Consider the following 25,115-nt stretch of genomic DNA (forward strand, 5'->3'; position numbering starts at 1 on the left):
AGCCTCCACCATGCCTCTGACCACCGACGCGTACGACAACGGCGACGACCTCTCCGCGTACACCGACTCCCTCATCGCCACCAAGGCCTCCCGTGTGGCGGACTTCGACACCCTTTCCTTCCAGGAGAAGGCCGGCGCACAGTTCCGCCGCGGCCAGATCCGGTACGTCGGCTCAGGTGCCACCGGCAACCACGAGAGCGACAGCCGGATCCTCCCGTCCGGCGGGTTCACCTTCTCCAACATGCTGTTGCCGCCCGGCGCCGAAGGCCCGGCCCACACCCACCACGATGTCGAAGAAGCCTTCTTCGTCCTGGAGGGCGAGGTCAAGGTCGGTATCCACCGCGGCCCCGACGAGGCCGAGTACCGCACCCTCGGCTACCGCGACATGATCGTGGTCCCCGCCGGTGTGACTCGTTCGCTCAAGAACGAGGGCGACACCGACGCCCTCTTCTGCGTCGTCATCGGCACGCAGAAGCCGCAGGTGCCTACCTACCCCGAGTACTCGCCGATGCACGGCGTCACCCGTGGCTGACCAGCCCCCAGCCGACGCACGCACTGTCGTCGTCACCGGCGCCGGCCGTGGCCTGGGACTGGCCATGGCCCGACGGGCGGGCGCCGACGGCTTCCGGGTCGTCGTCGCCGAACTGGAACGGGAACGGGGCGAGCACGCTGTCTCGGAACTGTGCTCGGCGGGCATCGACGCGCACTTCGTGCGCTGCGATGTCGCCGACCCCGCCTCAGTGGCCGCGCTGGCGGCCGCCGTACGCGAGATCGGCCCCGTGTACGGCCTGGTCAACAATGCGGCCCTCGCCAACGGAGTGGGCGGCAAGGAGTTCCAGGACCTCGACATCGAGGTGTGGGACCGGCTGATGGCGGTCAACGCCCGCAGCCCCTGGCTGGTGTCGAAAGCGTTGTACCCGCTCTTCGCGACGCCGGGGCGGATCGTCAACATCGCATCGGACGCCGCACTGTACGGATCTCCCCGCCTCGCCCACTACATCGCCTCCAAGGGTGCGGTCATCGCGCTCACCCGGGCCATGGCACGCGAACTCGGCGACAAGGGGATCACCGTGAACGCGGTCGCCCCCGGACTCACCGAGTGCGAGGCGACCGAGGCCGTGCCCGCCGAACGGCACGACCTCTACCGCATGAACCGGGCCATCTCCCGGCCGCAGCAGCCGGACGACCTCACCGGGATCGTCTCCTTCCTGCTCGGCGAGGAATCCCGCTACCTGACCGGACAGGTGATCGCCGTCAACGGCGGCTTCACCATGAACTGAACTGCAGGAGAGACGAGTTATGGATCTGGGACTCGCCGACCGCACCATCGTGGTCACCGGCGGCAGCTCGGGCGTCGGCCTGGCCACGGTCCGCGCGTTGCTCGACGAGGACGCCCGCGTCGCCACCTGTGGCCGTGACGCCGACCGGCTCGCCAAGGTGGCAGCCAACCTCGGCGCCGGACACGACCGTCTGCTGACCGGAGTCTGCGACGTCCGCGACGCGGGCGCCGTTGCCGACTTCGTCCGCCGCACCGCCCAGGAGTTCGGCGGCGTCGACGGACTCGTCAACAACGCCGGACAGTCCCGGATGAAGGGTCTCGACGACTCCACCGCCGAGGACTGGCGCGACGAGCTGGAGCTGAAGTTCGCCGGAGTACTCAACCCCCTGCAGGCCGCGCGCCCCCATCTCGCCGCCTCCGGCGCGGCGAGCGTCGTCAACATCAACGCGGTGCTCGCCAAGCAGCCCGAGCCCCGGCTGATCACGACGAGCGCCGCCCGGGCGGGCATTCTCAACCTCTCCAAGTCCCTGTCGGCCGAACTCGCCGGCGAGGGCATCCGGGTCAACTCCGTCTGCCTCGGCCTCATCGACACCGGCCAGTGGACAAGGCGCCACGCAGCCGCGGACTCCGGGAAGACCTACGAGGAATGGCAGGCAGAACTGGCCGCCGACCGGGGCATAGCCCTCGGCCGCCTCGGCCGGGCCGAAGAGGTCGCGTACGCGGTTCTCACACTGCTCTCGCCCCTCGCCTCGTACATCACCGGCACCAGCATCGACGTCTGCGGCGGAGTCGGCCGCTCCATCCTCTGAGGAGACACCATGCGTTACGACAACGGAGGCGATCTCCTCGTCACCGTCCTGCGGGAACTCGACATCGACACCGTCTTCGGCATCGTCAGCGTGCACAACCTGCCGCTCGTCGAGGCCGTCGACCGCGAACTGCGTTTCGTGCCGGTGCGGCACGAGGCGTCCGCCGTGAACGCCGCAGACGCCTACGGGCGCGCCCGGGGCACCCTCGGCTGCGCACTGACCTCCACCGGCACGGGAGCCGGCAACGCGGCCGGATCGCTGATCGAAGCGCTCAGCGCGGGCAGTTCCGTCCTGCACATCACCGGCCAGGTGGACAGCGAATTCCTCGGCAGCGGACGGGGTTTCATCCACGAGACCAAGGACCAGCTCGGCATGCTGAGCGCGGTCTCCACCTACGCCGCGAGTGTGCCGGACGCAGAGCAGGCGGGCCGGATCCTGCGCGAGGCGGCCCGCGCGGCGCTCACCGCGCCGGGCGGCCCGGCGAGCGTGGAGTGGCCGATCGACCTCCAGTTCGCGGCGCAGACCGATGAGCCGGCCGAGCTCCCCACAGCCGCCGTCCCGGCTCCCGCGGAAGGTGAACTGGCCGCAGCCGGAGCCCTTCTGGCCACCGCCCGCCGCCCGCTGATCTGGGCAGGCGGCGGTGTGGCAACCGCCGGAAGCGAGCTGGCAGGGCTGCTGGAGGCGACGGGAGCGGGACTGCTGACCTCGAACTCCGGGCGCGGCGCGGTGCCCGAGGACCACGAGCAGGTCATCGGAAACTTCGCCACCACCCCCGCGGTGCGCTCCCTGCTCGCCGACGCGGACGTGCTGCTCACCATCGGCACGCACTTCCGCTCGAACGAGACCGCCGACTACACGCTGGAACTCCCCGGGGCGCACATCCAGATCGACATCGAGGAGGACGCGCTGGGCCGGGTGTACCCCGTCGTCCACGGGCTGCACGGCGATGCCGCCGCCACTCTGACTGCTCTGCTGCCGCACGCCCGGCCCGCGGAGAGCGGCTGGACGGACCGCGTCGGCGCCGTACGCACCGAGGTGCGGGCGCTCCTGCACGACAACGTCGGACCGCAGGCCGCGATCTGCGACGCGATCCGCGCCGCGCTGCCCCGCGAGGCGGTCGTGGCCCGCGACGTCACGATCCCCTCCAGCAGCTGGGGCAACCGGCTGCTGGAGATGTACGACCCGCGGGACAACGTCTTCCCGCGCGGCGGCGGCATCGGACAGGGGCTCGGCATGGGCATCGGTGCGGCGCTCGCACGACCCGACGCGCCCACGGTCGTCATCGCCGGCGACGGCGGACTCGCCGTCCACCTCGGCGAGCTCCTCACCCTTGCCCAGGAACGGCCCCGGCTGACTCTGATCGTCTTCAACGACGGCGGCTACGGAGTCCTGCGCAACATGCAGGACCGCTACAGCGAGCGCCGCTCCGGGGTCGACCTCGCCACTCCCGACTTCGAACTGCTGGCGAGCGCCTGCGGGTTGCCGTATCTGCGGATCGCTTCCAAGGAGCACGCGGGCCCGGTGCTCGATGAAGCCATCGCCTCCGGAGGACCCACGCTCGTCGAGGTCGATCTGACGGCACTCGGACCGATGAAGGTCCCGTTCACCCCGCCCGTGAGGATCCCGGGCCAGTAGCCCGGTCGCGTGTACTGCCGGTAAGGAGGCAACAGGCCATGAGCGAGCATTCGCTGCAGCTGGTCGTCCATCGAATGACCTGGGAGGCGGACGGCGTAATCTCCGTCGAACTGACCCACCCCGACGGCAAACCCCTGCCCGCCTGGACGCCCGGTGCGCATCTCGACGTCCACGTCGGGGGCCAGGTACGCCAGTACAGCCTGTGCGGTGACCCGAGCGTGCCGGACGTCTACCGCATCGGCGTGCTCAACGAACGCGCCTCGCGGGGCGGTTCGCGGTTCGTGCACACACAGCTGCGCCCCGGGCAGCCGGTCACGGTCTCCGAACCGCGCAACCACTTCCTGCTGGCGGACGCCGACGCCTACCTGTTCGTCGCCGGAGGCATCGGGATCACTCCGCTGCTGGCGATGGCCAGGGAGGCGACCCGCAGGGGTACCGAGTGGCGGATGGTCTACGGAGGCAGGGGACGGGCGTCCATGGCGTTCACCTCGGAACTCGCCGCGCTCGGCGGTGATGTCACGCTCGTCCCGCAGGACGAACTGGGCCACATCGACCTGGACGCCGCGCTCGCGGACCTGCCCGACGGCACGCTGGTGTACTCCTGCGGTCCCGAACCCCTGCTCGCCGCCGTCGAGGCGCGCTGCCCCGAGGACCTGCTGCACCTGGAACGGTTCGCCGCACCGATGGTGGAACGCTCCAGTGACGACGAGGAGTTCGAGGTCGAGTGCCGCACCTCGGGCGTGACCCTCACCGTCGGCGCCGGTACCTCGATCCTCGACGCCGTCGAGGGCGCCGGGATCGACGCACCGAACTCGTGCCGCGACGGGATCTGCGGGTCCTGCGAGACCCGGGTGATCGAGGGCACCCCCGACCACCGCGACTTCCTGCTCAGCGAGGCCGAACGCGCCACCTGCGCCACGATGATGATCTGTGTCTCGCGGTGCGCCTCACAGAGCCGCCTCGTCCTCGACCTGTGACACATTCCCCCACACCTTCAGGAGACACCGTGAGCGACACCTGGCCGTACCTTGACGTCCACCAGTCACGTACCTGCGAGCCGACCCCGTACGAGTACAAGCTGGCCGCAACCCTCGAGGAAGTCTTCACCGAAGCGGGCCACGAGCTGAGCGACGTGGTGCGCGGACTCAACGCCCGCCAGGTCCACGCCGGCGATGGCACACCGTGGACCGAGGAATCCTTCCGCGCCGAGATGAACCGACTGGGAGCCTGACCATGACGCTGTCGTCCTCCGCCACGGCTGACCACATCTACGCCACCGGCCTGCGCAACCAGTGGCACCCCGTCGTCCCCTCGCACTTCGTCGCCCCCGGCGCGATGCGCAAGGTGACCGCGCTCGGTGAGCAGTGGCTGCTCTTCCGCCGTTCCGACGGCGCCCTGTCCATGCTCGCCGACCGCTGCCCGCACCGCGGGGCACCGCTGTCGCTCGGAAAGCACCTCGGCGACCGGGTGGCGTGCTGGTACCACGGTGTCGAGGTCGAGCCCGACGGGATGGTCTCCTCCGTCCCCGGGCTGCCGGGCTGCAGTCTGGAGGGCAAGAAGCTGGTCACCTCGCTGCCGGTACGCGAGGTCGCGGGCGCGATCCTCGCCTACTTCGGCGACGAAGAGCACCCGGAGCCGGCCGAACTGGTGCTCCCGGAGCCACTGACGGATCCCGAAGTGGACGCATTCCTCTGCTACGCCGAGTGGAACTCACCATGGCGCTACGCCGTGGAGAACCTGCTCGACCCGATGCACGGCGCCTTCCTCCATCATGATTCGCACACGATGTTCGACGGTGAAACGACGGCCAAGTTCCGTATCCGAGAGACCGGGCGCGGCTACTTCTTCGAGAAGACCGACCAGCGCGGCGTCAACTTCGACTGGGTGGAACTGTGCCGCACCGGCGTGGACTGGGCCGACCTGTCCATCCCGTACCCACCGTCGGCCGGCCCCGGCGGGCCATTCGGGATCGTGGGCATGGTCTGCCCGGTGGACGAGCAGCGCAGTGGCGTCTTCTTCTGGCGCTATCGCCGGGTCGAGGACTGGCAGCGCGCCTCCTGGCGTTTCCTCTACCGAACGCTGATCGAGAAGCGCCACTGGGAGGTCCTGGAGCAGGACCGCGTCATGCTGGAGTCCATGCCGGGCGACGCCGACCGGCGGGAGAACCTGTACCAACACGACCTGGGCGTGGTGCGGCTGCGCCGGCTGTACCGTGCGGCGGCCGAGACACAGTCGTCGGCAGGCGCCTGACGGCTCGCCGTTCATCATTGAGTACGAGCGGGGCAGCGATGCCGGCGTCATCCACCAGGCGTCGAGTCGGAGCACAAGCCGCTGGAGGAGGTCTCACCCTGATGATCAGCGGCCGGCCTCAGAACGGGCCGGCCGAAACCAGCAGGGCACCCGCCACCGCACTCGTCCTCGCCGTCGACAGTTGCGCAGCTGCAGAGAGCTCCCGGCTGCTGCACCGGGTTCCCGAGCTCAGCCTCTCGCGTTCGGCGGCAGCCCGCGCCAGAGGCTTCCGAACCGCGGCCCGGAAGCCGACCGAACCCACGGGCACCCCATGGCCAATTGGTCTGTACTTACTCTCGCCAAAACCTGACGCGTACCAGTAGCGTGCGCTCACCCCCGCTTCCCTTCGGTCCCACACGCGCACTGAGTCACACAAGGAGAAACGGGATGCCAGACGAGTTCGGATTCCCCGACTACCCGCCGCACCACCGGGCAGCGCCGCACGGCCCCGCGCCCTACTTGTCCCCCTCGTATCTCACTTACCCCTGGCAGCCGCATCCGGAGCCCGACAGGGGAACGACGCCGCGCTATCCGGCACTCGGCCACCACAGCGACCTGCGTGTCCTGCGCACTGCCTACCGTTCCCTCCGGCGCGTGGCAACGTGCACGGCGCTCGGGTACTTCACCCTCTTCCTCGTCCTGTCCGCTTTCGCGCCTTCGCTGATGAGGGGCACCGTCTCGGGCGGTCTGTCCACGGGGCTGCTGCTCGGGCTGATCCAGGTTCCGGTCACCTTCGTGGCGATCGGGCTCTACGAGTCCACGGCGCGCCGCAGGGTCGACCCGATCGCGGACCGGATCCGCGAGCAGGCCGAGCTGGACGCCCAGCGGGGAGCCGGACGTTGACCGGTTTCAGCAGTTCGGCGCAGGCGATGTCTTTGATGGCCTTCACGACGGTCGCCACGATCATCCTGCTGCTGTGCGTGATGACAGGTCCCGACGGAGACGACCTCGACGAGTTCTACACGGGGTACGGATCGCTGTCGCCGATGCGCAACGGCCTCGCCATCGCCGGTGACTACATCTCCGCCGCGACGGTCCTCTCCACGGGCGGGGTCATCGCGCTCGACGGGTACGACGGCGTGGTTCTGGCGCTGAGCATAGCCCTCTCCCTCATGTTGCTCATGTTCCTGCTGGCCGAACCGCTGCGCAACGCGGGCCGGTTCACCATGGGTGACGTGCTTGCGCGGCGGACGCCCGGACGCGCGGTTCGCATCGCCGCGTGCGCCGCGACCATCGCGGCGCTGGTGCCGATGATGCTCATTCAGCTCGCCGGCACCGGTGATCTGCTGGCGTTCATCCTCGGCTTCTCCGGCGACTCGCTCAAGACCGGGTGCATCGTGGGCGTCGGAGCCTTGATGATCAGTTATGCGGCGATCGGCGGGATGAAGGGCACCGCTCTCATCCAGATTCTGAAGATCGTGATGCTGTTCGGCTCCGGTGCGATAGTCGCCGCCTTGATCCTGCGGCAGTTCGACTGGGACATGGGCAAGCTGTTCTCCGCCGCAGCGGCACACAGCGGGGTGGGGCTGTCCTTCCTGCATTCCGGTCTCGAGTTCGCCGACGGGCCCAACCCCCGGCTCGACATGATCAGCTCAGAGATGACCGTCGTCCTCGGCGGCGCCTGCCTGCCGCATGTCACCATGCGCATGTACACCGCGAACACTGCCCGCCAGGTGCGCCGGTCGATGTCCTGGGCGGTGCCGTGCGTGGCCCTCTTCATGCTGATCACCATGATCGTCAGTTTCGGCGCGACGGCGTTGATCGGGCGCGCGACGATCGCAGGTGCCGACCCTACGGGCAGGACCGCCTATCTTCTGGGGTCGCGTGCCGCGCTCGGGGCCGACGTCTCGTCGGCCGAATCGTTCCTGTTCACCTTGGTCACGACGGCGCTCTTCCTCACCCTGCTGGCATCGGTCGCCAGCATGATCCTGGCCTGCGCCAACACCCTCGCGCACGACGTGTTCGCCAGCCGGCGCGAGGAGACGACCCCTCGCCGAGAGATGACCCTCGCACGGGTGTCCGCCCTGGCGGTGGGCGCCCCCACCATCCTGCTGGCCACCCTCGTGCAGCACCACAACCTGCAGCCGCTGGCCCTGCTGTCGGCCTCCCTCGGCGCATCGGCACTGGCACCGGCACTGGTCTACAGCCTCTTCTGGCGCCGCTACACCCGTACGGGCCTGCTGTGGACCCTGATCGGCGGCACGCTCGTCACCATCGTCCTCATGACCGGCACCAACCTGGTCTCCGGTTCCCCCTTCTCCGCCTTCCCTCACTCCGACTTCAACTGGTTCCCGTTCACCACCACCGGCCTGGTCTCCATACCTCTGGGCTTCGCGCTCGGCTGGGCAGGAACCATGCTTTCCGGGCGGCGGAATGCGGAGGAACAGCGCCGGCAGTACGAGGCGGTCGAGGCATGGATCCTTGCCGGGGTGGCCCGACGAGGAGGCTGACGTCCCAGCCGCTACATCGCAGGGCACGCCGGAAAGGTGGCAACCCCCCGGCCCCGAACCGGTGCTGGGGCGCCGACTTCACCCACGTCGCCACGTTCGCGGCTGTGGCCAACGTCTCCTTCGTCGTGGACCCTTTCTCTCTCCCCCCGCATCGTCGGCTGGTCAGCAGCCACGTCGAAGGAGACACCGCTCGTCCTGGACACCCCTGAGACGGCCCTGTGGCAAGGCGAACGAGAAGAACACCCTTATCGGAGAGGTGAGTTGATACATCACTCCGACGCGGGTCACAGGGCAAATTCGAGTGGTCGTCGCAACACCTCGGTCATGGAGGTGTTGATGGGCAGGCCAGCGGGTTGGATGACGGAGTCGACCGGCAGGTCACCGATGAAGTCGCCGGACACGCCGTCACTGCGACGCGACGCGGAGCGGTTGTTCTGGCGTGAGATCGGCAAGGGACTCACCAGCGATGAGACCGCGATCGCGGTCGGCGCGTCGCAGGCGGCCGGCAGCCGTTGGTTTCGGGAACGTGCTGGCAGGTTGTCCGTGAGGGGATCCGGATGGAGGTGGGGGAGCGATTCTCCCGAGGTGAGAAGACTGCGGTGATCGCCAGGGATCTGTGGGTGAGCGAACGTTCGGTGGAACTGTGGCGCCGGGCCTGGCGCGAGGGCGGGACAGCGGCCCTGAAGTCGTCGGTGCCCGCGAAGCTTCCCAAGCTTTCCGATGCACAGTTCGTGTTGTTGGAGGGCGAGTTGGCCCGGGGCTGCCGTTCTGATCGTGGGGGACGAACAGGTGGTTGTCGACGCTGACCTGGTGAGCTGACCCCGAGCGGAGGATCGGGATGGGTGGCTTCCTGCATGGTGTGCCGATACGGCTCGCTGTTGCGATGAGGCAGAGCAAGGATGCTCGGTTGCGCATGGCCAGTGGTCAGGGGGAGGAGGGTGTATCCGGCAGGGATGCTGCGAAGGGGACATCCTGGGGCGCCTGGTGGTGCCCTTCGTGGGGGAGGGGCCGACACGGGCCTGGTGAGTCTGCAGCGACGCTGCGGTCGTGCCCTGGACGCCCGCATGGTCGGCCGCCCGGACGGCCAGTCCAAGAGCCATTAGAAACGGCCCAGACGGCACGGTCAGGGAGCTTGTGTGCTCGAAGACGATGACGGGCGGGGTTCTGCGGGGGCCGTGAGATTGTCCGCCCACGCGCCGACCAGCACAGTGACCGCCGCGGCCACGGCCGCTACCAGCACGGTACTCACCGGGGCGGCCAATGAGGAAAGCCGCCGGAAGTTCCGTATGTGTCACCACAGAAGGTCGGCACGGTGGACCAGCCGGATTTCCCAGTACAGCGCGAGCCCGAGCGTCATCACCGCTCCCTGGGCGAGCAGCAGGAAGGCGGTCAGCGCGGCTTGGTCGAAAGGCAGGCGCAACCGCGGCCACGGAAGCAGCAGTTGCACCGGGCACATTGCTGCCCACGACGACGGTGGCCAGCCACATCACCTGCAAAGCAGGAGCGATGACGTCCACACCGGTGAAGAAGACATTGCCCGGGTCCTGCCCGACGAGATGCGCCAGCAGCACGGCGGTGGGCGGTTGATCGAGAAGGTAGTGGCGCAGTGGTGACCACCACGGCAGCAGCGTCGTCGGGAGCAGGAGGAGGGCCACCGCCCATGGGGTGAGGCAGAGGAAGGACAGAGGCCAGGACGCCAGCAGGGCGCGATAGACGAAGGTTGCCGGCACACCTGATTCGAGTGGCTGGAACTCCCAGGGCACGTACTGCAGGGCGTTCGTCGAGGCCACGCCAGCCCAGACCGTGGCCGCGAGTGTGGTTGCCCAGCCGCGTACCGCGCGTCCGGCGAGTCCCAGCCGGACGGAGAGGAAAACCGGAATGGCCGCCAGCGATGCCGCCAGCAGACAACCTGATACCGGCGAAGTCCAGTCCGGCCCGCCCATCACCCACGCCGTGAGCACAAGCACGGGTGCGGGCGCGGTGACCATCAGCACGCGCGTTGCCCGTAGCGGTCTGCCGACGCGCAGTGCGTACACGGCGGAAACCGTGAGGCTGGGCACTGCGAACAACAAGGCCCCGAGGAGCGCGCCTTGGATCTTCAGTTCCATCGGCGAGGACGGATCCTCGGGATAGATCCCGTAATACGCGCCGCGGGTGAACAGCCAGGACACCTCGGCCCACGAAGCCTGGTACACGTCCCACGCCGTCGTGGCCAGCGCCGCGCACGACAGCAGGGCGTAGGACAGCCAGACGGTCCACGCGCCGCGTCGGCGCACTGAGGCAGACACGCAGGTGCGAACGATGCCCAAGAGGGCTCCGGCGGTCGCCGTCAGCAGGCCCAGTACGGAGAGGAGCGCCTTGAAGCCCCGCAGTGCCACACTGCCGGAATCCGCCGAGGGTGGATTCCAGGCGTCCGTCGACACGATGCCGACGCCGGCCGGCACCTGGTGCTGCGAGAGTTCGAACTGGACCGAGTGAGCTGTCTGCGATTCGGGTCGGTCGTCGACGCGCAGTCCCCACGGCCGCGGGACCGCGAACGCCGTGACGCCGGCGCCGCGGCTGCGAAGCCGGTCTCCCCACGCCGGGAGGCGGTACCGTCCGCAGATCCCGACGAGCGGGACCGGCAGTTGGAGGCCCAGGTCGGTTTCAAAGTCCTGGTGCTCATGAATCTGTGCAGGTCACGGCAGTACGACGATGGCGTCCCGCCGTGTGGTGCAGGCCGTGAGGATCTACGCAGCGGGTCTGGCATTGGCGGGGACTGCACGGCTGGATATAAGCGATCGCCACCCGGATCCTGATCGCGTTAGCTGTGGGGCATGCCTGAACTGCGCACTGATCGTCTCTTGCTCCGCCGGTGGCGGGAGTCCGACCTTGAGCCGTGGGCGGCGATGAACGCCGATCCCAAAGTCCGAGAACACCTGGGGGATCTGCTGACGCGGGAGCAAAGCGATGCCACGGTGGCAGTCATGCAGGCCGAGTTCGACGACCGAGGATTTGGATGGTGGGCGCTGGAAGCAAGGGAGACCGGTGAGTTCATCGGCCGCGTCGGCTTGGACGAGGTGGACGAGGACATGCCCTTCGCGGGAGTGGATATCGGATGGCGGTTGATGCGTTCTGCGTGGGGTCAGGGTTACGCCACAGAGGCCGCCCTGACGTGCCTTGCCTTCGGCTTCGAGGCCCTCGGGCTGCCGGAGGTGGTTGCGTCGACGACCGTCAACAACCTTCGTTCCCAGGCGGTGATGCGCCGGATCGGCATGACCTGGGACCCGGCCGACGACTTCGAGGATCCGAGCGTGCCCGAAGGGCCGCTACGCCAGTGTGTGCTGTACCGGACCCCCGCGGAGATGCTCACGGCCTACACCACGCGGCGGGACACCATCAGTACGACGGTGTCTCGGTGACCCGCCACGCAGACAACGAAGCTCCGGATGGGCAGGGCGACTTGGCAAGGTCACCCCGTCAACCGGACTTCGTTGCGTGCGTGGCGGCCTTCCGCCGGATCGTCACACCGCTGCGACCTGCGCACTCCCGTGATCACCAGGACTTTGAATCAGCCCTGGCGTCAGGGCTGGCTGTAGCCGTCGAGGAACGTGGCGATCCGCGTTACCGCGTCGGCGAGTTCTTCGACGCGGGGAAGGGTGACGAGACGGAATCGGCCATGCCCTCCATCACCTGGTCGGTGCTGGTAGAGATGGTCTGCTTGGAGACCTCGGCGCCGTAGACCTCGACCAGGTGCGAGGAGATCTCCCCGTGGGTGAGACCCTTCGCGGACAGTGACAGCACCATCTCGTCCACACCCGTCAGCCGGCGCTGCCGCTTCTTGACGATCTGCGGCTCGAAGCTGCCCTCGACGTCACGGGGCACCTTGACCTCGACCGGCCCGACGTCGGTCAGCACGGTCTTCGCTCTGGTGCCGTTGCGGCTGTTGCCGCTGTTCTTCCCATGAGGATCATGCTTGTCATAGCCGAGGTGATCGGTGATCTCACCCTCCAGAGCGGACTCCAGCACCCGCTTGGTCAACTGCTGCAGCAGCCCGCCCGCACCGGTCAGTTGCATGCCCTCACTCCGGGCGCGCTCCCGTGATCGCGATCAACTGTTCGTCCGACGTGGCCACACCGACCGACTCAGCCGCGGATTCGTGCTCGACCGTCTTCTCACTCACTTGGCGTCTCCATGATCAACAGATCCGCCGTTTATTAGACACTCCCTCTCTACGCTACGAGGGGAAGGTCAGGCCGGCTTACCTGGTGAAGCGTGAAGAGCCGAGGTTCACCAGGTGGCCGACCATGCTGATCTGCACTCCGTCCGAAGTGGCACGCGCCTCGGTGAAGTCCACGTTTTCGGGGAGTTGAACCCGCCAGGTGGCCGTTGGCTGTTCCGTACCGGGGAGGTTCAGGGAGATCTCCGTTCCCTGGGCGAGCAGGGTGCCCGTGCTGTTCAGCTCCCGCCCGCCGACGGTGCCCGTGACCTTGAGCCGCGCGGCCTGCCCGGTCGAACCCGGGGCCTGTGAGATGTGGATGGGGCCGCCGTTGCCCGCCAGACGGGTGACCACGCCGGACAGTGCTTCGTACGAGAGGGTCAGTGTGCCTGTGGCGAGGTTCGCCTCGGCGCTGCGTGCGGTGAGGGAGGTCACCTGCACGCCATGCAGGTCGAGTTGGAGCTGCTTGACGGGCAGGTAGCCGCCCTGAGCGTTGTTCGTGGTGTCGAGGGTGAACTGCCCCGCTGTCAGCTTGATGTGGTCGAATGTCTGGCTGAGCGCCTGAGACAAGAAGGGGAATCCTTCGACCGACACGTTGAGGTGGCCGTCGGTGGTGTTCTGGTAGCCGTACTTCTCTGCTGCGAGGTGCGTGGCTTCCTTGTCTGCGAAGTGCACGGCGACGCGGTCCGCGATGGTGAAGAGTACGGCCAGCACCGCCACCGTGATCGCGAGGACCTTCACCCAGCGACGTCTCATGTTGATTCCCCCGTAGTTCCAACCTCGGTTGCGCACGACCAGTTCGGGAACTGATCATGCACGGCACGCGGCTCGCGCGCCATCCTGGTGGAGGGGCTACGGGTTCGCGGCATTCGCGACCGGCAGGTCGGACCTGGGTCTGCGTCGGATGTTGACCGCCAAGGATGCGTCAAAGGGTCATCAGGGGAACATACTTGATCGTGCGGGAAGGTTCTCGCGGTGATCCTGAGGGGGAGCGGCAAGGTGAGTGGCGGAGTCCAGGGGCTGGGCAAGGTCGAGGTGCGGCTGAAGTGGGATCCGAGTCCGTACGGGGAGCCGCCTCGGCACCTCGACATCATCGCGACGACGTATCCGGCGGACGCCCCTTACGGGCCGCCGGCGTATGTCGTGCACTACGACAGTCGGTCGCCGGACGGCACCATCAACATGAGCCGGCACAGCCAGACCGGCATGGGCTTCGGGTTCGTCGAGGTGATGGTCCTGGAGTTGGATCGGCTCTCACCCCTGTACGGGCGGGTGGTGGTCGGGGTGGCCATCCACCAGGACGGCGGCCCCCGCACGTTCGCTGACATCTCCAACGCAGGGGTGGTCGTCGTTGAGGGATACCGGCAGCTGATCGCGGACGACCTCGCCCGGGTCGCCGATGCCACGGCCGCGACGGTGGCCGAGTTCACCCGGGACTCCGCTGGAGTTTGGGAGATGCGGGAGATGATCAGGGGCTTCGACAGCGACCCGGTGGTCTTCACCGCGGAGATGGGCAGCCCGCAGCATTGACCGCTCCCCGGGTCTTTCGATCATCGGCCGCTTTGCTTACGGGGTCGGACAGCACCACTCAAGAGCGCTGCTGCGCCGCCCCCGCTGCAGCGCGTCATCCTCTACATCGACGACCTGGACCGGTGTGCCCCGCAACGCGTGGTGGAGGTACTCGCTGCCGTTCACCTGATGCTTGCGCTTGAGCTCTTCGTCGTGGTGGTGGCGGTGGATCCGGAGTGGCTCATCAAGTCACTGCACGTGTACCACCAGGACTTCTTTGGCCCGGCGCCGACGTCGGGCGAGGTGACTGCCGACGGCCCCAACACAGGTCCGCTGGATTATCTCGACAAGATCTTCCAGGTTCCGTTCACCATTGCCAGATCCAGTGAGGACGCCACCGCGCGTTATCTTCGTTCGCTGCTGGCGCCGACCGGACGAGGTGCTGAGGCAGGACAGCCTGCCGGAGAAGCCGGCGACGCTGGTTCTTCCGGCCTGTTGGAAGGGGGAGCGACGGCAGAGTCGGGCGCTGATGATGAGAGCTCGCCGCCGTCCGATACGGATGCTGCCTCGCTACGGTCGATGTGCAGCGGCCTCCGGTGACGGTTCCGGAGCTGCGAGATCTACGCCCCGACACTCTTCAACTCCACACCGCTGAGTGCGACTTCATGACCGTCCTCGGGGCACTGCTGCCGACTCCCCGTGCTGCCAAGAGGCTGGCCAACCTGTACCGACTGGCCAGGATCAGTATCCCGGCCGGGGATCTCGACGCGTTCGTGGCCGCGGAGCACCGGGCACTCCAAGTACTTCTGGCGGTGCTGGTCGGGTCACCAGCCGCGTCCCAGCAGATATTCATCGGCGGCACTCGGCTGGGCAGAAGTCCTGCCCAGCCCACTGTCGCGCCCGAGCGCTACGCCCACCGCATCCCGATCGCGGACAGCTGCTCGCGCCGGTCCTCCGGCAGCGTCGCCTCACGGGAGCGCTGGTTGCCGATCCATGCCCCGAGACGGAACTGCAGCTCCCATCCGTCCTCGGAGAGCACCGTCTCCACGTGCTTGCGGGGAACGATCAGATGGCCTTCGCGCTCGTAGAACTGAGCTGCGGCTGCCAGGTTGGCGGCCCACTTCTCGGCCTGGGTACGGCGCTGCTTCGGCTTCTCGTCCTCGGTCGCGGGCTCGATCCCCAGGACCTGCTCCAGCATCCACTGCTGCACCCCAGTGAGCTTGTCCCAGCCCAGACGCTGGGCACGCACCCACCGCCCGAGGTCCTCGCCCTGGCGCAGGATGTCACCCGGCTCGGCCGGCAGCTCGCCCCCGTTGTCCAGGTGCTGCCGGGTGAGGTGGCAGGCCCGCTGCCATTCCACGGGCCAGGTGGGGCACCATGAGGCGTCGATCTCCTCCAGCTGCTTGCGCCGGTCCTCCGACAGCGCGCCGGCCGCCGAACCGACCGGCAGTCCCTCGGCACGCCGCTGCTCGATGTTCACCGTTTTCCGACCTGGCACCTCGTTCCAGGCCGGCCCCGCAACGATGCGCAGCAGGGCACGAGCGTGCAAGCGTCTCGCTCGTCGGCCAGGTCTTCCAGATCCAGAAGAAGGCGACGCCGCGTGCCTTGGTCCGCGTCTATCGCGACGGTAAGGCTGTTCTCGTCCGTGCGTGGACGTTCCTGAGGGACAGATCGCCGTCGGTGGCACCGTGACGGGCAACAAGTGGCGTGCGTTGTCCAGGCCCAGCGCAGTTCGGAGACGATCACATGGGTGAGTTCGGCGTCGGCCTGCCCGTACGGCTTCGTCCCGGTGTACGTGGTGCCCTCGGTCAGATTCTGACCATCGGGAGCGGCAGACAACCGTGGCCTGCACCCCGGGCGCGCCCAGCAGGACAGCCTCCATCAGATCCACGGCGGCCAAGTCTGCGAACCCCTGGCTCACCAGGCAGTCCGCGAGTTCCTCCGCGATACGCGCATGTCCAGATCGCCGCCGATGCGCTCCGCCACCGAATGAAGGAGACGCATCCGCCGCCGGCCGCGCTGGGCAGTCTCGAAGCCCAGCAACATCTCGCTGGCACCGGCCACCGGCCAACCGCAGCCGACGACAAACTCAGCAGACAGAAGGTACTGATGGTCTTCGCGCTCGTTCTATGGCTCCTGCTGCCCGTCGTCTGGGCGGCACTACCCTGGCTGCCTCCGAACCGGACGTTCGGCTGCTTCGTGGCAGCGGCGCAGCTGATGCTGTCCGTAGTGACCCTCTCCGTCAGAATGCCGGCGGAGAATCTGCCGGCATGGTTCCTCATTCCAGGGCTGGTCTCCTCCGTGGCGCGACTGGCATCTGTGCCCTTGATGCGCCTGCGGAAAGGATGAGCGGGGTTGGGCCGCGTCCTGGCTGACCGGCAGGAATCCAGTCTTGGTTGGGGCTGTGGCATGGCACAGACCTGGTCGATCGTCGCGGAGCGCCCTCGGCACACAGGGGACCGGGAGAAGGGGCGGCCCTGACACCCCAGCCCGCCGGTACCGACCCCGACACCGCTACCGATGCCGTCCGGGGCGAGGTGGGTCACATTACGTAGCGATGACCGATGCCCTCCTGAATCGAGGTGCCTAGTGTCATCACGTCCCTGGTGGCAACGGATCGGAATCGGACCCACATGCGTCTGCTCACCTACCTCGTCGGCTGCAGTGTCGACGACTTCACAGCCGCTCCTGACGGACAGTGCGACCCCTTCGGCTTCGACGGCGGTCTCAAGGACGCCGTTCTGGCCGAGTACTCCGAGACCGTCCCGGACCATGTCCGCAGTCCGCTGGGCATCGTCAGCACGCCGAACAGACTCTTCGACACGGTCGTCATGGGGCGCGGCGTCTACGAATCCGCTCGGGCGGCCGGTGCCGACAGCCCGTATCCCTGGCTGCGGCAGTACGTGGTCTCCTCGTCCCTGAGACGGCCCGCGTCAGGCGTCGATGTCGTCGCCGGGGACCCGGCAGAGTTCGTCCGCAGACTGAGGCGGCGGCCGGGCATGGGCGTCTGGCTGTGCGGCGGCCCGGTGCTGGCCGGGCGCTTGCTGCGCGAGGTCGACAAGCTCGTGGACCATCACCACCCGGTGGTGTTCGGGGCCGGCGTTCCGCTGTTCCACGCGGCATTCGACCCTGCCGCCTTCACGCTGACCGACTTCCGGATCTTCGCTGCCGGCGCGACTGTCACTACGTACACCAAGCAGTAGGAGCACCCGTGTTGTTTCGCCCCACGACCGAGGCCGATCAAGAGCGTGTCGCAGCGGTCATCGTGGATGAACCGGTCGGCTGGATCGACGCCGACCGCTACCTGGATGAGTGGAAGCAGGGGATGTACCGGTCGGAGTGGACCTGGATCGCCGAGGACGACGGGCGGATCGTGGGCCGGTCCTTGTGGTGGGGGCAGCAGGACAGCGCTCACCCCGTCGCCCTGGACTGTCTGCATGTCGACCCGACGCTCCCCGACCGTGCGAAGGTGGCGGCCGGGCTGCTGACCGCCGCGCTGCGGGCATTCGCCGACGCCGGTGCGCCCAAAACTCCGCTGTACAACCTGACGCTGCCCCTCGGCTGGCGTGACACCCCGGCCGCGGTGGCCGCCGTGGAGTGGCGGCGCCGGGCCGCCGTGGCAGCAGCCCTCACACACGAGGTGGAACGGCTGCGCCTGCAATGGACGGCCGACATCGGCCTCCCCGCGTCCAGGGGCCGGCTGACGTTCGCCCCCGCTTCGGACGAGGAGTTCGTCCGGCTGTTCCGTCGGATAGCCGTCGGCAGCCTGGACGACGAGACCCGCAGGAACATCGCCGTCAAGGGCGCCGAAGTCACGGCCAGGGACGAGATGGACTTCTATCTCGGCTGCCCTGGTCGGCGCGAGTGGTGGCGCGTGGCCCACACCCCGGACGGGCAGGTCGCGGGCCTCGCCCTCCCCTCCGCGACACCGTATGCCCGCAATGTGGGCTACCTGGGCGTCGTCCCCGAGTTGCGCGGCCATGGGTACGTGGACGACCTCCTCGCCGAGATCACCCTCATCCATGCGGAATCCGGTGCCGAACTGATCACAGCCACCACGGACACCGGCAACGCCCCCATGGCTGCGGCCTTCGCCCGCGCCGGCTACCGGACTTCGGAGATCCGCATGCTGTATTCGGCGCCGGTGGCGAAGGGCGGAGAGACGGAGGCCCCTTCGTCCGAAGGAGACGGACGGTTGATGAAGGGCGGCAGCGGTCGCGCCGGATGAAGAGAGCCGTATGAGCCGTATGAAGAGAGGAGAGCCGGTCTGATGCCGGTTTTCATCGAAGAGTTCACCTTGGCCTGGCGGGACAGCGGTCCCTACGCACTCACCACGGGCCCGGACGGAGCGCTGTGGTTCACGCTGGTTCACAGCGGGGGCATCGGGCGTCTCGTGCCCGGAGGGGTACTCACGCACCATCAACTCGATCCGGACTGCGGGCCGGCGATCATCACTGTCGGGCCGGACGACGCCTTGTGGTTCACCGAGCACCGGGCGCACCGCATCGGCCGGATCACCCTCGACGGCAAGGTCGAGGAATTCACCGTGCCGACTGCGGAGTGCGGTCCGTTCGGAATCGCCGCCGGGCCGGACGGAGCGCTGTGGTTCACCGAGACCGCCGCCGACCGGATCGGCAGGATCACCACCGACGGCCGAGTGACCGAGTTCCCGCTGCCGGCCACGGGGACCTACCCCTCCGCGATCACCGCAGGCGCCGACGACGGGATGTGGTTCACCCTGAACCAGGCCGACGCGATCGGGCGGATCGGCATGGACGGAGCCGTCACTCTGCACCCGTTGCCGACCAGGTCCGCCGCCCCGGTGGGCATCGCGGCCGGGCACGACGGGGCGGTCTGGTTCGTCGAGATCGGTGCAGGGCAGATCGGGCGGATCACCCCGGACGGCGGGATCACCGAGTTCCCGCTGCCCGACCGCACGTCACGGCCGCATGCCATCACCCCCGGCAGCGACGGCACGTTGTGGTTCACCGAGTGGGCCGGCAACCGGGTGGGTTCCCTCACCCTCGACGCCACTGTCACGGTGTACGACCTGCCGACCCCGGGCTCGGAGCCGCACGGGATCACCCTGGGCCCGGACGGAGCTCTGTGGACAGCGCTGGAAATCGGCGCACTCGCCCGCGTCCGTGTCGGCACGCAACCAAGCAACGAACAACGAGGGAACGAAAGGGAACGCTCATGAAGTACGCACTCGTGATCTTCGAGACCGATGAGTCGCGCCACCGGATCCGGACCGACCGGGCCGCTCACCGAGCGGCGTACGAGACCTGGATCGGCAAGATCGCGGCGGCAGGCAAACTGATCAGTGGCGATGCCCTGGACACCCAGTCGGCCTCCGCGACGACCGTGCGCAAGACCACCGAAGCAGCGCCCGCCACGGTGACCGACGGGCCCGCACACCCCGGCGAGGAGACCTTGGGCGGCTGGTTCGTCATCGACGTGGCCGACCGTGAGGAAGCCGTGGAACTCGCCAAGGAGCTCCGCACCTTGGAGACCATCGAGATCTGGCCGGTGCTCGAAGGCGCCTGAGGACGGCCCGTTGCGGCATCGCCCCTTCCCCGACGTACAGTGTCGATCATGATGCTCGGTTGCTGGCGGGGGAGCGGACGGTGCAGGGGCGCGCAGAAGAACGACGCCACATTGAGCGGATGCTCGCCAACTCTCGGCGCGGAGCAAGCAGTTCACTGCTGCTGCACGGCCAGGCCGGCATCGGCAAGACCACTCTCCTTGAGCATGCGGCCGCCCACGCGGACGGCATGCGCGTGCTGCGGGTCGAGGGCATCGAGTCGGAGATGGAGCTCGCATTCGGAGGGCTCCACCAGCTCCTCCTGCCGGTGCTCGATCTACTCGACCGGCTGCCGGGACCGCAGGCTGGGGCTCTGCGCGCCGTCTTCGGCCTGAGCGACGAGCCCGTACGGGACCGTCTCACCCTGGGGCTCGCCACACTGTCGCTGCTGTCCGAGGCGGCCACGGACGACCCCCTGCTGTGCCTGGTCGACGACCTGCAATGGCTCGACCGGCCGTCCGGGGACGCGCTGACCTTTGCCGCCCGGCGGCTGCGGGACGAAGGCATCGTCATGCTCTTCGCCACCCGCGGCACCTCGCCGGAGAGCGGATCGAGGGCGCTGCCGCGGGTACACGTCACCGGCATCGACCGGCGGTCGGCCATGGCGCTGCTGCCCGGCCTGGCTCCCCCGGTCGCCGAGCACATCCTCGACCAGGCGCAGGGAAACCCACTGGCACTGCGGGAGTTGACCGCCGCGCTGACCCCGGCGCAGCGCGCCGGACAGCTGGGGCCGCTGGCGCCGGCCGAGGCGCGGCCCGAGCTGCCCCATCAGCTCCAGGACGCGTTCGCACAGCAGATCCGCCGCCTTCCCGCCGCGACCCAACGCATTCTCGCGGTGGCCGCGGCCGACGACATCGGGGACCTTCCCACCGTGCTGGCAGCCGCGGGCCGGCTCGACGGGGAGGTCAGCGATCTAGAGCCCGCCGAGCGTGCCGGACTGGTCTTCGTCTCCGCGCAGAAACTACGTTTCCGGCACCCCCTCATCCGGTTCGCCGCCTACCAACAGGCCCCGCTGGCCTGGCGAATCGCAGCGCACCGGGCGTTGGCGGCGGACCTGGACGGCGCCCAGCACGCGCACCGGCGCGCCTGGCACCTGGCCGCCGCGACGACCGGCCCGGACGAAGAGGTCGCCGCGGAGTTGGAACGGGTCGCCGAGTGGGCCGGAAGCAGGCAGGCGATGGCGTCCGCGTCCGCGGCGTACGAGCGGGCCGCCCGCCTGACAGCCGATCCGCACCGGCACGCCCGCCGCATGATCACCGCCGCGCAGAAGGCGAGCGAGGCCGGCCAGGACGAACGGTGTCGCGCTCTCACCGACCAGGTGCCACTGCCGTTGCGGGACCCAGGGATGGCGGCGGACTTCGCCCGCGTCCGTTCCGTGGTCGAGCTCGGCTACGGCAGCCCCGGCCGGGCCGCCCGCATCCTGGCCGACTGCGCCGATACGATCTCGGCCGACCGCCCGGACAAGCTCGCGCCACTGTTGACCGACGCCATCCACGCGGCCTTCTGCGCGGGCGACGCACCCCTCATGGTGGAGATCGGCGTCCGCACACCCCATCTGCCGATCCTGGCCGTGCCCGCCTACCTCCTGGCGGGCGACCTGCCCGGCGCGCGCCAGGCCCTGGACACTCTCGTCAGGGCCGGACGCCTCGCCGACGTTGGGCTCATGGACCAGTTGGTGACCGCGATCTACTGCCACCTGATGGCCGATCACGCGACCGCGCACGAACTGACCGCCGCGGCGGTCGCCCAATGCCGCGAGCAGGGCATCGGTGGATGGCTGCCCACCACGCTGCATCTGCGCGCCCAGGTGGAGCTGGCGCTCGGCCGGCCCGACTATGCGCACGCACACGCCACCGAAGCGCTCCGGCTGGCCGAGGGTTACGACCTGGACCACCGAGCAGCCCATCTGCGCGCCCTGTTGGCGGTGCTGGCCGCCGTCCAGGGGGAGGAGACGCAGACCCTGAAAATGGCCGAACAGGCACTGGAGTACACCCGCCCGCGCGAGGTCGGACGGGGCTCGGCGGAGGCGCTGTGGGCGCTGGGGCTGCTCGACCTCGGCCTCGGGCGGGCGCAGGCCGCGCTACGCCATCTGGAGGCGGCCCGGCAGGCTGCGGGCCACCCCTTCCTGGCCCGGCACCTGTTGCCGGATCTGATCGAGGCGGCCGTGCGCGCCGGACATCCGGAAGGGGCGCGGGCACCCGCGGACCAGCTCATGACATGGGCGGCCGACCTCGGACAGCTCCACTTCACGGCCCAAGCGCACCGCTGCACGGCCCTGACCAGCCCGGACACACAGGCCGAGCAGCACTATCTGGCCGCCTTGGACCTGCACACCGATGTCAACGACTTCGATCGGGCGCGCACCCAACTCCTCTACGGCGAATGGCTGCGCCGCTCGCGCCGCAAAATCGACGCCCGCGACCAACTGCGCACCGCACTGAAAATCTTCGATCAGCTGAACGCCCGGCCCTGGGCCCACCGCGCTCGCACGGAACTCCAGGCAGCCGGCGAAACCCACGACCCGTCCGACCCTACCGCCTCCCCTCTGACCCGCCTGAGCGCCCAGGAGCGCGAAGTTGTCCGCCTCGCGGCCACCGGCGCCACCAACCGTGAAATCGCCACGCACCTGTTCCTGAGCCCACGCACCGTCGGCCACCACCTCTACCGCGCGTTCCCCAAGCTCGGCATCAGCTCCCGAACAGAACTCGCCGACCTGCTCAAGCCCTGACGGACACAGAAGAACAGGCAGGTCAGGCGCTCTTCCCGACCACAGGCACAAACGGGGCTGAGCCGGGACGCCAGCTGCGACCGAGAGAGATCCGCCCGGGGGAAACCCTTCTCGTTCCGAGGGCCTGTGCCAAGCCCCGCCGAGCCGGCGGACAGCGCTGTTCCAAGCAGTGCCCGTCACCGGTCTCGAAGGCAAACAGGGCAGCGCCGAGCCACCTGCCTGGCTCCTGCGGGGAGACGGTTTCTGTGGCTTCTGTCAACGGACCGGGACCGGCCTTCTCAGGCTGCAGAGGGGAGCTCGGTCCGTGTCTGGTGCATGAACTCGCAGACGGCCTGGTCCTTCTTCCATGGCACCAGGGACGCGTTGCCACCGCTCATCGCGATGCAGGAGGAACTGACGGGCCTCGGGGTGAGCACGCTGCTCCCGCCGCTGGCCGTGGCAAAGGCCTCGATCGACGAGGCGGTCTTCGACCAGGTGGTCAGCAAGTACCGCATCCCCACTCCGGCGACGTTCCTGCCGGACGAGATCGACCAGGTCCCCGACGGCTGCGGGCTCGTCGTCAAGCCGCGTCGCTGGCAGGGCTCCAAGGACCTGTACTTCTGCTCCACCAAGGCGCAGGCGGAGATCCTTTGCGAGCTGGTCACCGACCCGATCGTGCAGAAGCGGGTCGAGGGCCAGGAGTTTTTCCGCGGACTGCCTCGTAGACCGGCAGGGTCGGGCCTCAGTAGTGCTGCGCAAGCGGCTCATGGTGCACGGCGGACTGTCGCTGGTCGCGGCCACCTTCCACGACGACGAGGCCACGGCACGGGTCAAGGACGTCCTGGCCGCCGTGGGGGCTGTAGGACCCGCCGACGTGCAGGGTTTCATCACCCAGGACGGCTCCGACCGCATCGTCATGACAGAGATCTACTTGCGGTTCGCCGCCGGGTTCCTGCTGAGCGATGCAGCCGGCGCGGACCTGGTCAGGCAGAGCGTGAACGCCCTGTTCCACCGCGACGTCGACCACGACCGCCTCGAGTACGAGCGGGACGTCTACCTGACGAAGTACGTGGCGGTGCTCTCCACCGAGGCCCCAACGTCCCCGAGCGTGTGTGAACGCGCCGTCGGCGTCAGGCCGTCAGCCATCAGCGAGGGAAAGGCAGAGATGCACACGACTACCCTTCCAGCCGGGGTCGGCCGGAACGCGAGTCCCTTCCTGCACGGCGGTGAGGCGGCGGCGATAGCCGCAGTCCTGCCCACCGGCCAGTACGGACACGGTCCGCTGACCGAGAGGTTCGAGCAGGCCTTCGCCCCCTACCTCGGGGTCGAGGATGTGGTCGCGGTGTCCTCGGGGACCACAGCGCTCGTCATCGGCCTGCAGGCCGCCGGTGACTCGATTCGGAGGGGCACGCCGATGAAGTGGAACCTGCGGATGGTCGCCGCACAGCGCGACATCTGGAAGGCATCCGAACTCCAACGGATGCTGGCTGACGCCGGATTGGTGATCTCGGCCGGCAAGATGTCCCACCTGTGGTCCGGACGGCCTCTGACCGTCCGCCTGGCCGACCTCGACATCATCTGCGAGGTCCTGGACTGCACGCCTCCGACCTCCTCGTCCCGGAGAAGGCCAGCGTCCAGCAGGCGACCACGACATTGGAGGCGGAGAAGCAGGTCGTCGGCGGCAGCCCGATCACCCACCAGCGCCGGCCGGGCCGCTCGGGGCCGCCGCTATGAGCATGCCCGTCCGGCGATCACGCCCCTGGGCCACCCGCAGCTGCCGGGACTGTTTTGGATGGGGCTGGATCGACCGTCCTCGCTGCAAAGCATGCTGGGGCTTCACCTCGAAAGCCACCAGCAGCCATTGCGACGTCTGCACACGCGAGGTCGCCCCGATGAACGGGATCTGCCGCCTCTGCCGCCGTCAGGCCAGCCTGATCGCTGGCCCGGGCAACAAGACCCGTGTCGATCTGAGAGTAGCGGCCCGCGCGGGACAGCAGCTCTTCATCATCGGCACCCTGCGGCCGCGCGGCGGTCCCAGGCCTCAGCCTGTTCCGTCGGAACCGTGGTTAGCGCGGCCGCACCGTGTTCCGGTGCGCTGGACGGAACTGTTGCTGTTCGAGATGCCGCGCGAGCTTCGTGGAATCAGCAGCAAGGCTCCACCACTCGACCCCCAGCTGTCTGCATCCTTGAGCGCCCAGGCGGCCCGGATCGCGGAACTGCGTGGCTGGCCGCCCCGCACTCTCGGCTCAGTGCGACGCGGCATCCGCATTCTCTGCGCGGTTCACCGGGCAGGAGAGCGAATCCGGGCCTCAACCATCACCCAGCTCACCCACACGGCAGTGCCGGCCAACCACGTTCTGGAGGTGTTCGAGGAACTCGACATCTTCCTCGACGACCGGCCCGACTCGCTCGACGCCTGGTTTGAGGAACACCTGTCCTTCCTTGCCCCAGCTGTCCGCACTGAGCTGGACGTCTGGATCGGCACCTTGAGGCACGGGACTCCGCGTCGTCGGCCACGCGCCCGTGCAACGGTCATCACAACCCTGAGGAGCATCCTGCCTGAGGTTCCCCCGAGATGCGGGGAAAGGTGACAGCAGGTCAGATGGGTCTCATGAGAGGAGCCCAGAAGATGCCTGCCCCGAGGAAGTACCCGCT

Annotated in this window: 25 protein-coding genes and 4 pseudogenes; 22 read left to right on the plus strand and 7 right to left on the minus strand. The window is 68.5% G+C overall.

All coding sequences use genetic code 11. The annotated features are described in order from the left end of the window. Positions 1-10 precede the first annotated feature (10 nt). The 9 genes from ACZ4N5_RS38815 to ACZ4N5_RS38855 all read left to right on the plus strand — a co-directional run bounded on the left by ACZ4N5_RS38815 (position 11) and on the right by ACZ4N5_RS38855 (position 8,462). Positions 11-532 carry a cupin domain-containing protein gene (locus ACZ4N5_RS38815; protein WP_053930186.1) on the plus strand — a complete coding sequence of 174 codons (522 nt, stop codon included), beginning with the start codon at positions 11-13 and terminating at the stop codon, positions 530-532. Next, on the plus strand, positions 525-1,280 hold the full coding sequence (locus ACZ4N5_RS38820; RefSeq protein WP_467761715.1) for an SDR family oxidoreductase: 756 nt from the start codon (positions 525-527) through the stop codon (positions 1,278-1,280). The genes ACZ4N5_RS38815 and ACZ4N5_RS38820 overlap by 8 nt, the downstream gene beginning before the upstream one ends. A 19-nt stretch (positions 1,281-1,299) precedes the next feature. Continuing rightward, positions 1,300-2,088, plus strand: a complete 789-nt coding sequence (locus tag ACZ4N5_RS38825; RefSeq protein ID WP_467761716.1) for an SDR family oxidoreductase — start codon at positions 1,300-1,302, stop codon at positions 2,086-2,088. Between the two features lie 9 nt (positions 2,089-2,097). Beyond that, on the plus strand, positions 2,098-3,723 hold the full coding sequence (locus ACZ4N5_RS38830) for a thiamine pyrophosphate-binding protein (RefSeq protein ID WP_467761717.1): 1,626 nt from the start codon (positions 2,098-2,100) through the stop codon (positions 3,721-3,723). A 38-nt stretch (positions 3,724-3,761) separates the two neighbouring features. Next, positions 3,762-4,700 carry a PDR/VanB family oxidoreductase gene (locus tag ACZ4N5_RS38835; protein WP_467761718.1) on the plus strand — a complete coding sequence of 313 codons (939 nt, stop codon included), beginning with the start codon at positions 3,762-3,764 and terminating at the stop codon, positions 4,698-4,700. Positions 4,701-4,729: 29 nt separating this feature from the next. Further along, positions 4,730-4,954 carry a recombinase-like helix-turn-helix domain-containing protein gene (locus tag ACZ4N5_RS38840; RefSeq protein WP_467761719.1) on the plus strand — a complete coding sequence of 75 codons (225 nt, stop codon included), beginning with the start codon at positions 4,730-4,732 and terminating at the stop codon, positions 4,952-4,954. Positions 4,955-4,956: 2 nt separating this feature from the next. Next, positions 4,957-5,973, plus strand: a complete 1,017-nt coding sequence (locus ACZ4N5_RS38845) for a Rieske 2Fe-2S domain-containing protein (protein ID WP_467761720.1) — start codon at positions 4,957-4,959, stop codon at positions 5,971-5,973. A gap of 426 nt (positions 5,974-6,399) precedes the next feature. After that, positions 6,400-6,855 (plus strand): DUF485 domain-containing protein, encoded by a 456-nt coding sequence (locus tag ACZ4N5_RS38850; RefSeq protein WP_467761721.1) that lies wholly within the window; start codon positions 6,400-6,402, stop codon positions 6,853-6,855. Positions 6,856-6,881: 26 nt separating this feature from the next. After that, the gene (locus ACZ4N5_RS38855; RefSeq protein WP_467761736.1) at positions 6,882-8,462 is read left to right on the plus strand and encodes a sodium/solute symporter; all 1,581 of its coding nucleotides are present in this window, start codon (positions 6,882-6,884) and stop codon (positions 8,460-8,462) included. Between the two features lie 284 nt (positions 8,463-8,746). Here the strand turns inward: ACZ4N5_RS38855 and ACZ4N5_RS38860 are convergent, their stop codons facing one another. Then, positions 8,747-8,914: a hypothetical protein gene (locus ACZ4N5_RS38860; protein ID WP_467761738.1), complete on the minus strand. Its 168-nt coding sequence runs from the start codon at positions 8,912-8,914 to the stop codon at positions 8,747-8,749. Between ACZ4N5_RS38860 and ACZ4N5_RS38865 the strand changes: the two are divergent. Together ACZ4N5_RS38865 and ACZ4N5_RS38870 are read left to right on the plus strand one after the other, a co-directional pair. Then, positions 8,847-8,996: pseudogene (locus ACZ4N5_RS38865) on the plus strand (IS30 family transposase); the annotation flags it as partial. The gene ACZ4N5_RS38860 and the pseudogene ACZ4N5_RS38865 overlap by 68 nt on opposite strands. Then, positions 8,975-9,223 (plus strand): annotated as a pseudogene (locus ACZ4N5_RS38870) (helix-turn-helix domain-containing protein); the annotation flags it as partial. The pseudogenes ACZ4N5_RS38865 and ACZ4N5_RS38870, both read left to right, overlap by 22 nt. Positions 9,224-9,753: 530 nt before the next feature. On the opposite strand, the gene ACZ4N5_RS38875 reads toward ACZ4N5_RS38870, so the two are convergent. Next, on the minus strand, positions 9,754-9,909 hold the full coding sequence (locus tag ACZ4N5_RS38875; RefSeq protein ID WP_467761722.1) for a hypothetical protein: 156 nt from the start codon (positions 9,907-9,909) through the stop codon (positions 9,754-9,756). A 1,369-nt stretch (positions 9,910-11,278) separates the two neighbouring features. Here ACZ4N5_RS38875 and ACZ4N5_RS38880 point away from each other — a divergent pair. After that, positions 11,279-11,863 carry a GNAT family N-acetyltransferase gene (locus ACZ4N5_RS38880; protein ID WP_467761723.1) on the plus strand — a complete coding sequence of 195 codons (585 nt, stop codon included), beginning with the start codon at positions 11,279-11,281 and terminating at the stop codon, positions 11,861-11,863. A gap of 253 nt (positions 11,864-12,116) precedes the next feature. Here ACZ4N5_RS38880 and ACZ4N5_RS38885 read toward each other — a convergent pair. Together ACZ4N5_RS38885 and ACZ4N5_RS38890 are read right to left on the minus strand one after the other, a co-directional pair. Then, positions 12,117-12,521 (minus strand): annotated as a pseudogene (locus tag ACZ4N5_RS38885) (transposase); the annotation flags it as partial. A gap of 181 nt (positions 12,522-12,702) precedes the next feature. Beyond that, on the minus strand, positions 12,703-13,416 hold the full coding sequence (locus ACZ4N5_RS38890) for an LmeA family phospholipid-binding protein (RefSeq protein WP_467761724.1): 714 nt from the start codon (positions 13,414-13,416) through the stop codon (positions 12,703-12,705). Between the two features lie 243 nt (positions 13,417-13,659). Between ACZ4N5_RS38890 and ACZ4N5_RS38895 the strand changes: the two genes are divergently transcribed. Further along, a complete protein-coding gene (locus ACZ4N5_RS38895; protein WP_467761725.1) occupies positions 13,660-14,190 on the plus strand; it encodes a TerD family protein in 531 nt (176 codons plus the stop codon). 96 nt (positions 14,191-14,286) lie between these two features. Beyond that, on the plus strand, positions 14,287-14,769 hold the full coding sequence (locus tag ACZ4N5_RS38900) for a P-loop NTPase fold protein (RefSeq protein ID WP_467761737.1): 483 nt from the start codon (positions 14,287-14,289) through the stop codon (positions 14,767-14,769). Positions 14,770-15,076: 307 nt separating this feature from the next. Here ACZ4N5_RS38900 and ACZ4N5_RS38905 read toward each other — a convergent pair whose 3' ends face one another. Further along, on the minus strand, positions 15,077-15,649 hold the full coding sequence (locus ACZ4N5_RS38905) for a helicase associated domain-containing protein (protein ID WP_467761726.1): 573 nt from the start codon (positions 15,647-15,649) through the stop codon (positions 15,077-15,079). A gap of 509 nt (positions 15,650-16,158) precedes the next feature. Here ACZ4N5_RS38905 and ACZ4N5_RS38910 point away from each other — a divergent pair. From ACZ4N5_RS38910 to ACZ4N5_RS38935, 6 genes are all read left to right on the plus strand, one after another. Beyond that, entirely contained in the window at positions 16,159-16,518 is a 360-nt protein-coding gene (locus ACZ4N5_RS38910) for a hypothetical protein (protein WP_467761727.1), read from the plus strand. Between the two features lie 284 nt (positions 16,519-16,802). Continuing rightward, positions 16,803-17,372 (plus strand): dihydrofolate reductase family protein, encoded by a 570-nt coding sequence (locus ACZ4N5_RS38915; RefSeq protein WP_467761728.1) that lies wholly within the window; start codon positions 16,803-16,805, stop codon positions 17,370-17,372. An 8-nt stretch (positions 17,373-17,380) separates the two neighbouring features. Further along, the gene (locus ACZ4N5_RS38920) at positions 17,381-18,397 is read left to right on the plus strand and encodes a GNAT family N-acetyltransferase (protein WP_467761729.1); all 1,017 of its coding nucleotides are present in this window, start codon (positions 17,381-17,383) and stop codon (positions 18,395-18,397) included. A gap of 42 nt (positions 18,398-18,439) precedes the next feature. Further along, the gene (locus ACZ4N5_RS38925; protein ID WP_467761730.1) at positions 18,440-19,369 is read left to right on the plus strand and encodes a Vgb family protein; all 930 of its coding nucleotides are present in this window, start codon (positions 18,440-18,442) and stop codon (positions 19,367-19,369) included. Next, a complete protein-coding gene (locus tag ACZ4N5_RS38930) occupies positions 19,366-19,716 on the plus strand; it encodes a YciI family protein (protein WP_467761731.1) in 351 nt (116 codons plus the stop codon). The genes ACZ4N5_RS38925 and ACZ4N5_RS38930 overlap by 4 nt, the downstream gene beginning before the upstream one ends. 80 nt (positions 19,717-19,796) lie before the next feature. Beyond that, positions 19,797-22,481 (plus strand): ATP-binding protein, encoded by a 2,685-nt coding sequence (locus ACZ4N5_RS38935; RefSeq protein ID WP_467761732.1) that lies wholly within the window; start codon positions 19,797-19,799, stop codon positions 22,479-22,481. Between the two features lie 278 nt (positions 22,482-22,759). Here the strand turns inward: ACZ4N5_RS38935 and ACZ4N5_RS38940 are convergent, their stop codons facing one another. Together ACZ4N5_RS38940 and ACZ4N5_RS38945 are read right to left on the minus strand one after the other, a co-directional pair. Continuing rightward, positions 22,760-23,125, minus strand: coding sequence for a hypothetical protein (locus tag ACZ4N5_RS38940; protein WP_467761733.1), 366 nt, complete (start codon positions 23,123-23,125; stop codon positions 22,760-22,762). 77 nt (positions 23,126-23,202) lie between these two features. Beyond that, positions 23,203-23,487: a hypothetical protein gene (locus tag ACZ4N5_RS38945; protein WP_467761739.1), complete on the minus strand. Its 285-nt coding sequence runs from the start codon at positions 23,485-23,487 to the stop codon at positions 23,203-23,205. 138 nt (positions 23,488-23,625) lie between these two features. On the opposite strand from ACZ4N5_RS38945, the pseudogene ACZ4N5_RS38950 reads away from it, so the two are divergent. Continuing rightward, positions 23,626-24,003 (plus strand): annotated as a pseudogene (locus ACZ4N5_RS38950) (DegT/DnrJ/EryC1/StrS family aminotransferase); the annotation flags it as partial. A gap of 349 nt (positions 24,004-24,352) precedes the next feature. After that, positions 24,353-25,051, plus strand: coding sequence for a hypothetical protein (locus ACZ4N5_RS38955; protein WP_467761740.1), 699 nt, complete (start codon positions 24,353-24,355; stop codon positions 25,049-25,051). The last annotated feature ends 64 nt before the right edge of the window (positions 25,052-25,115 follow it).

Source organism: Streptomyces sp. NPDC026500, assembly GCF_055567635.1.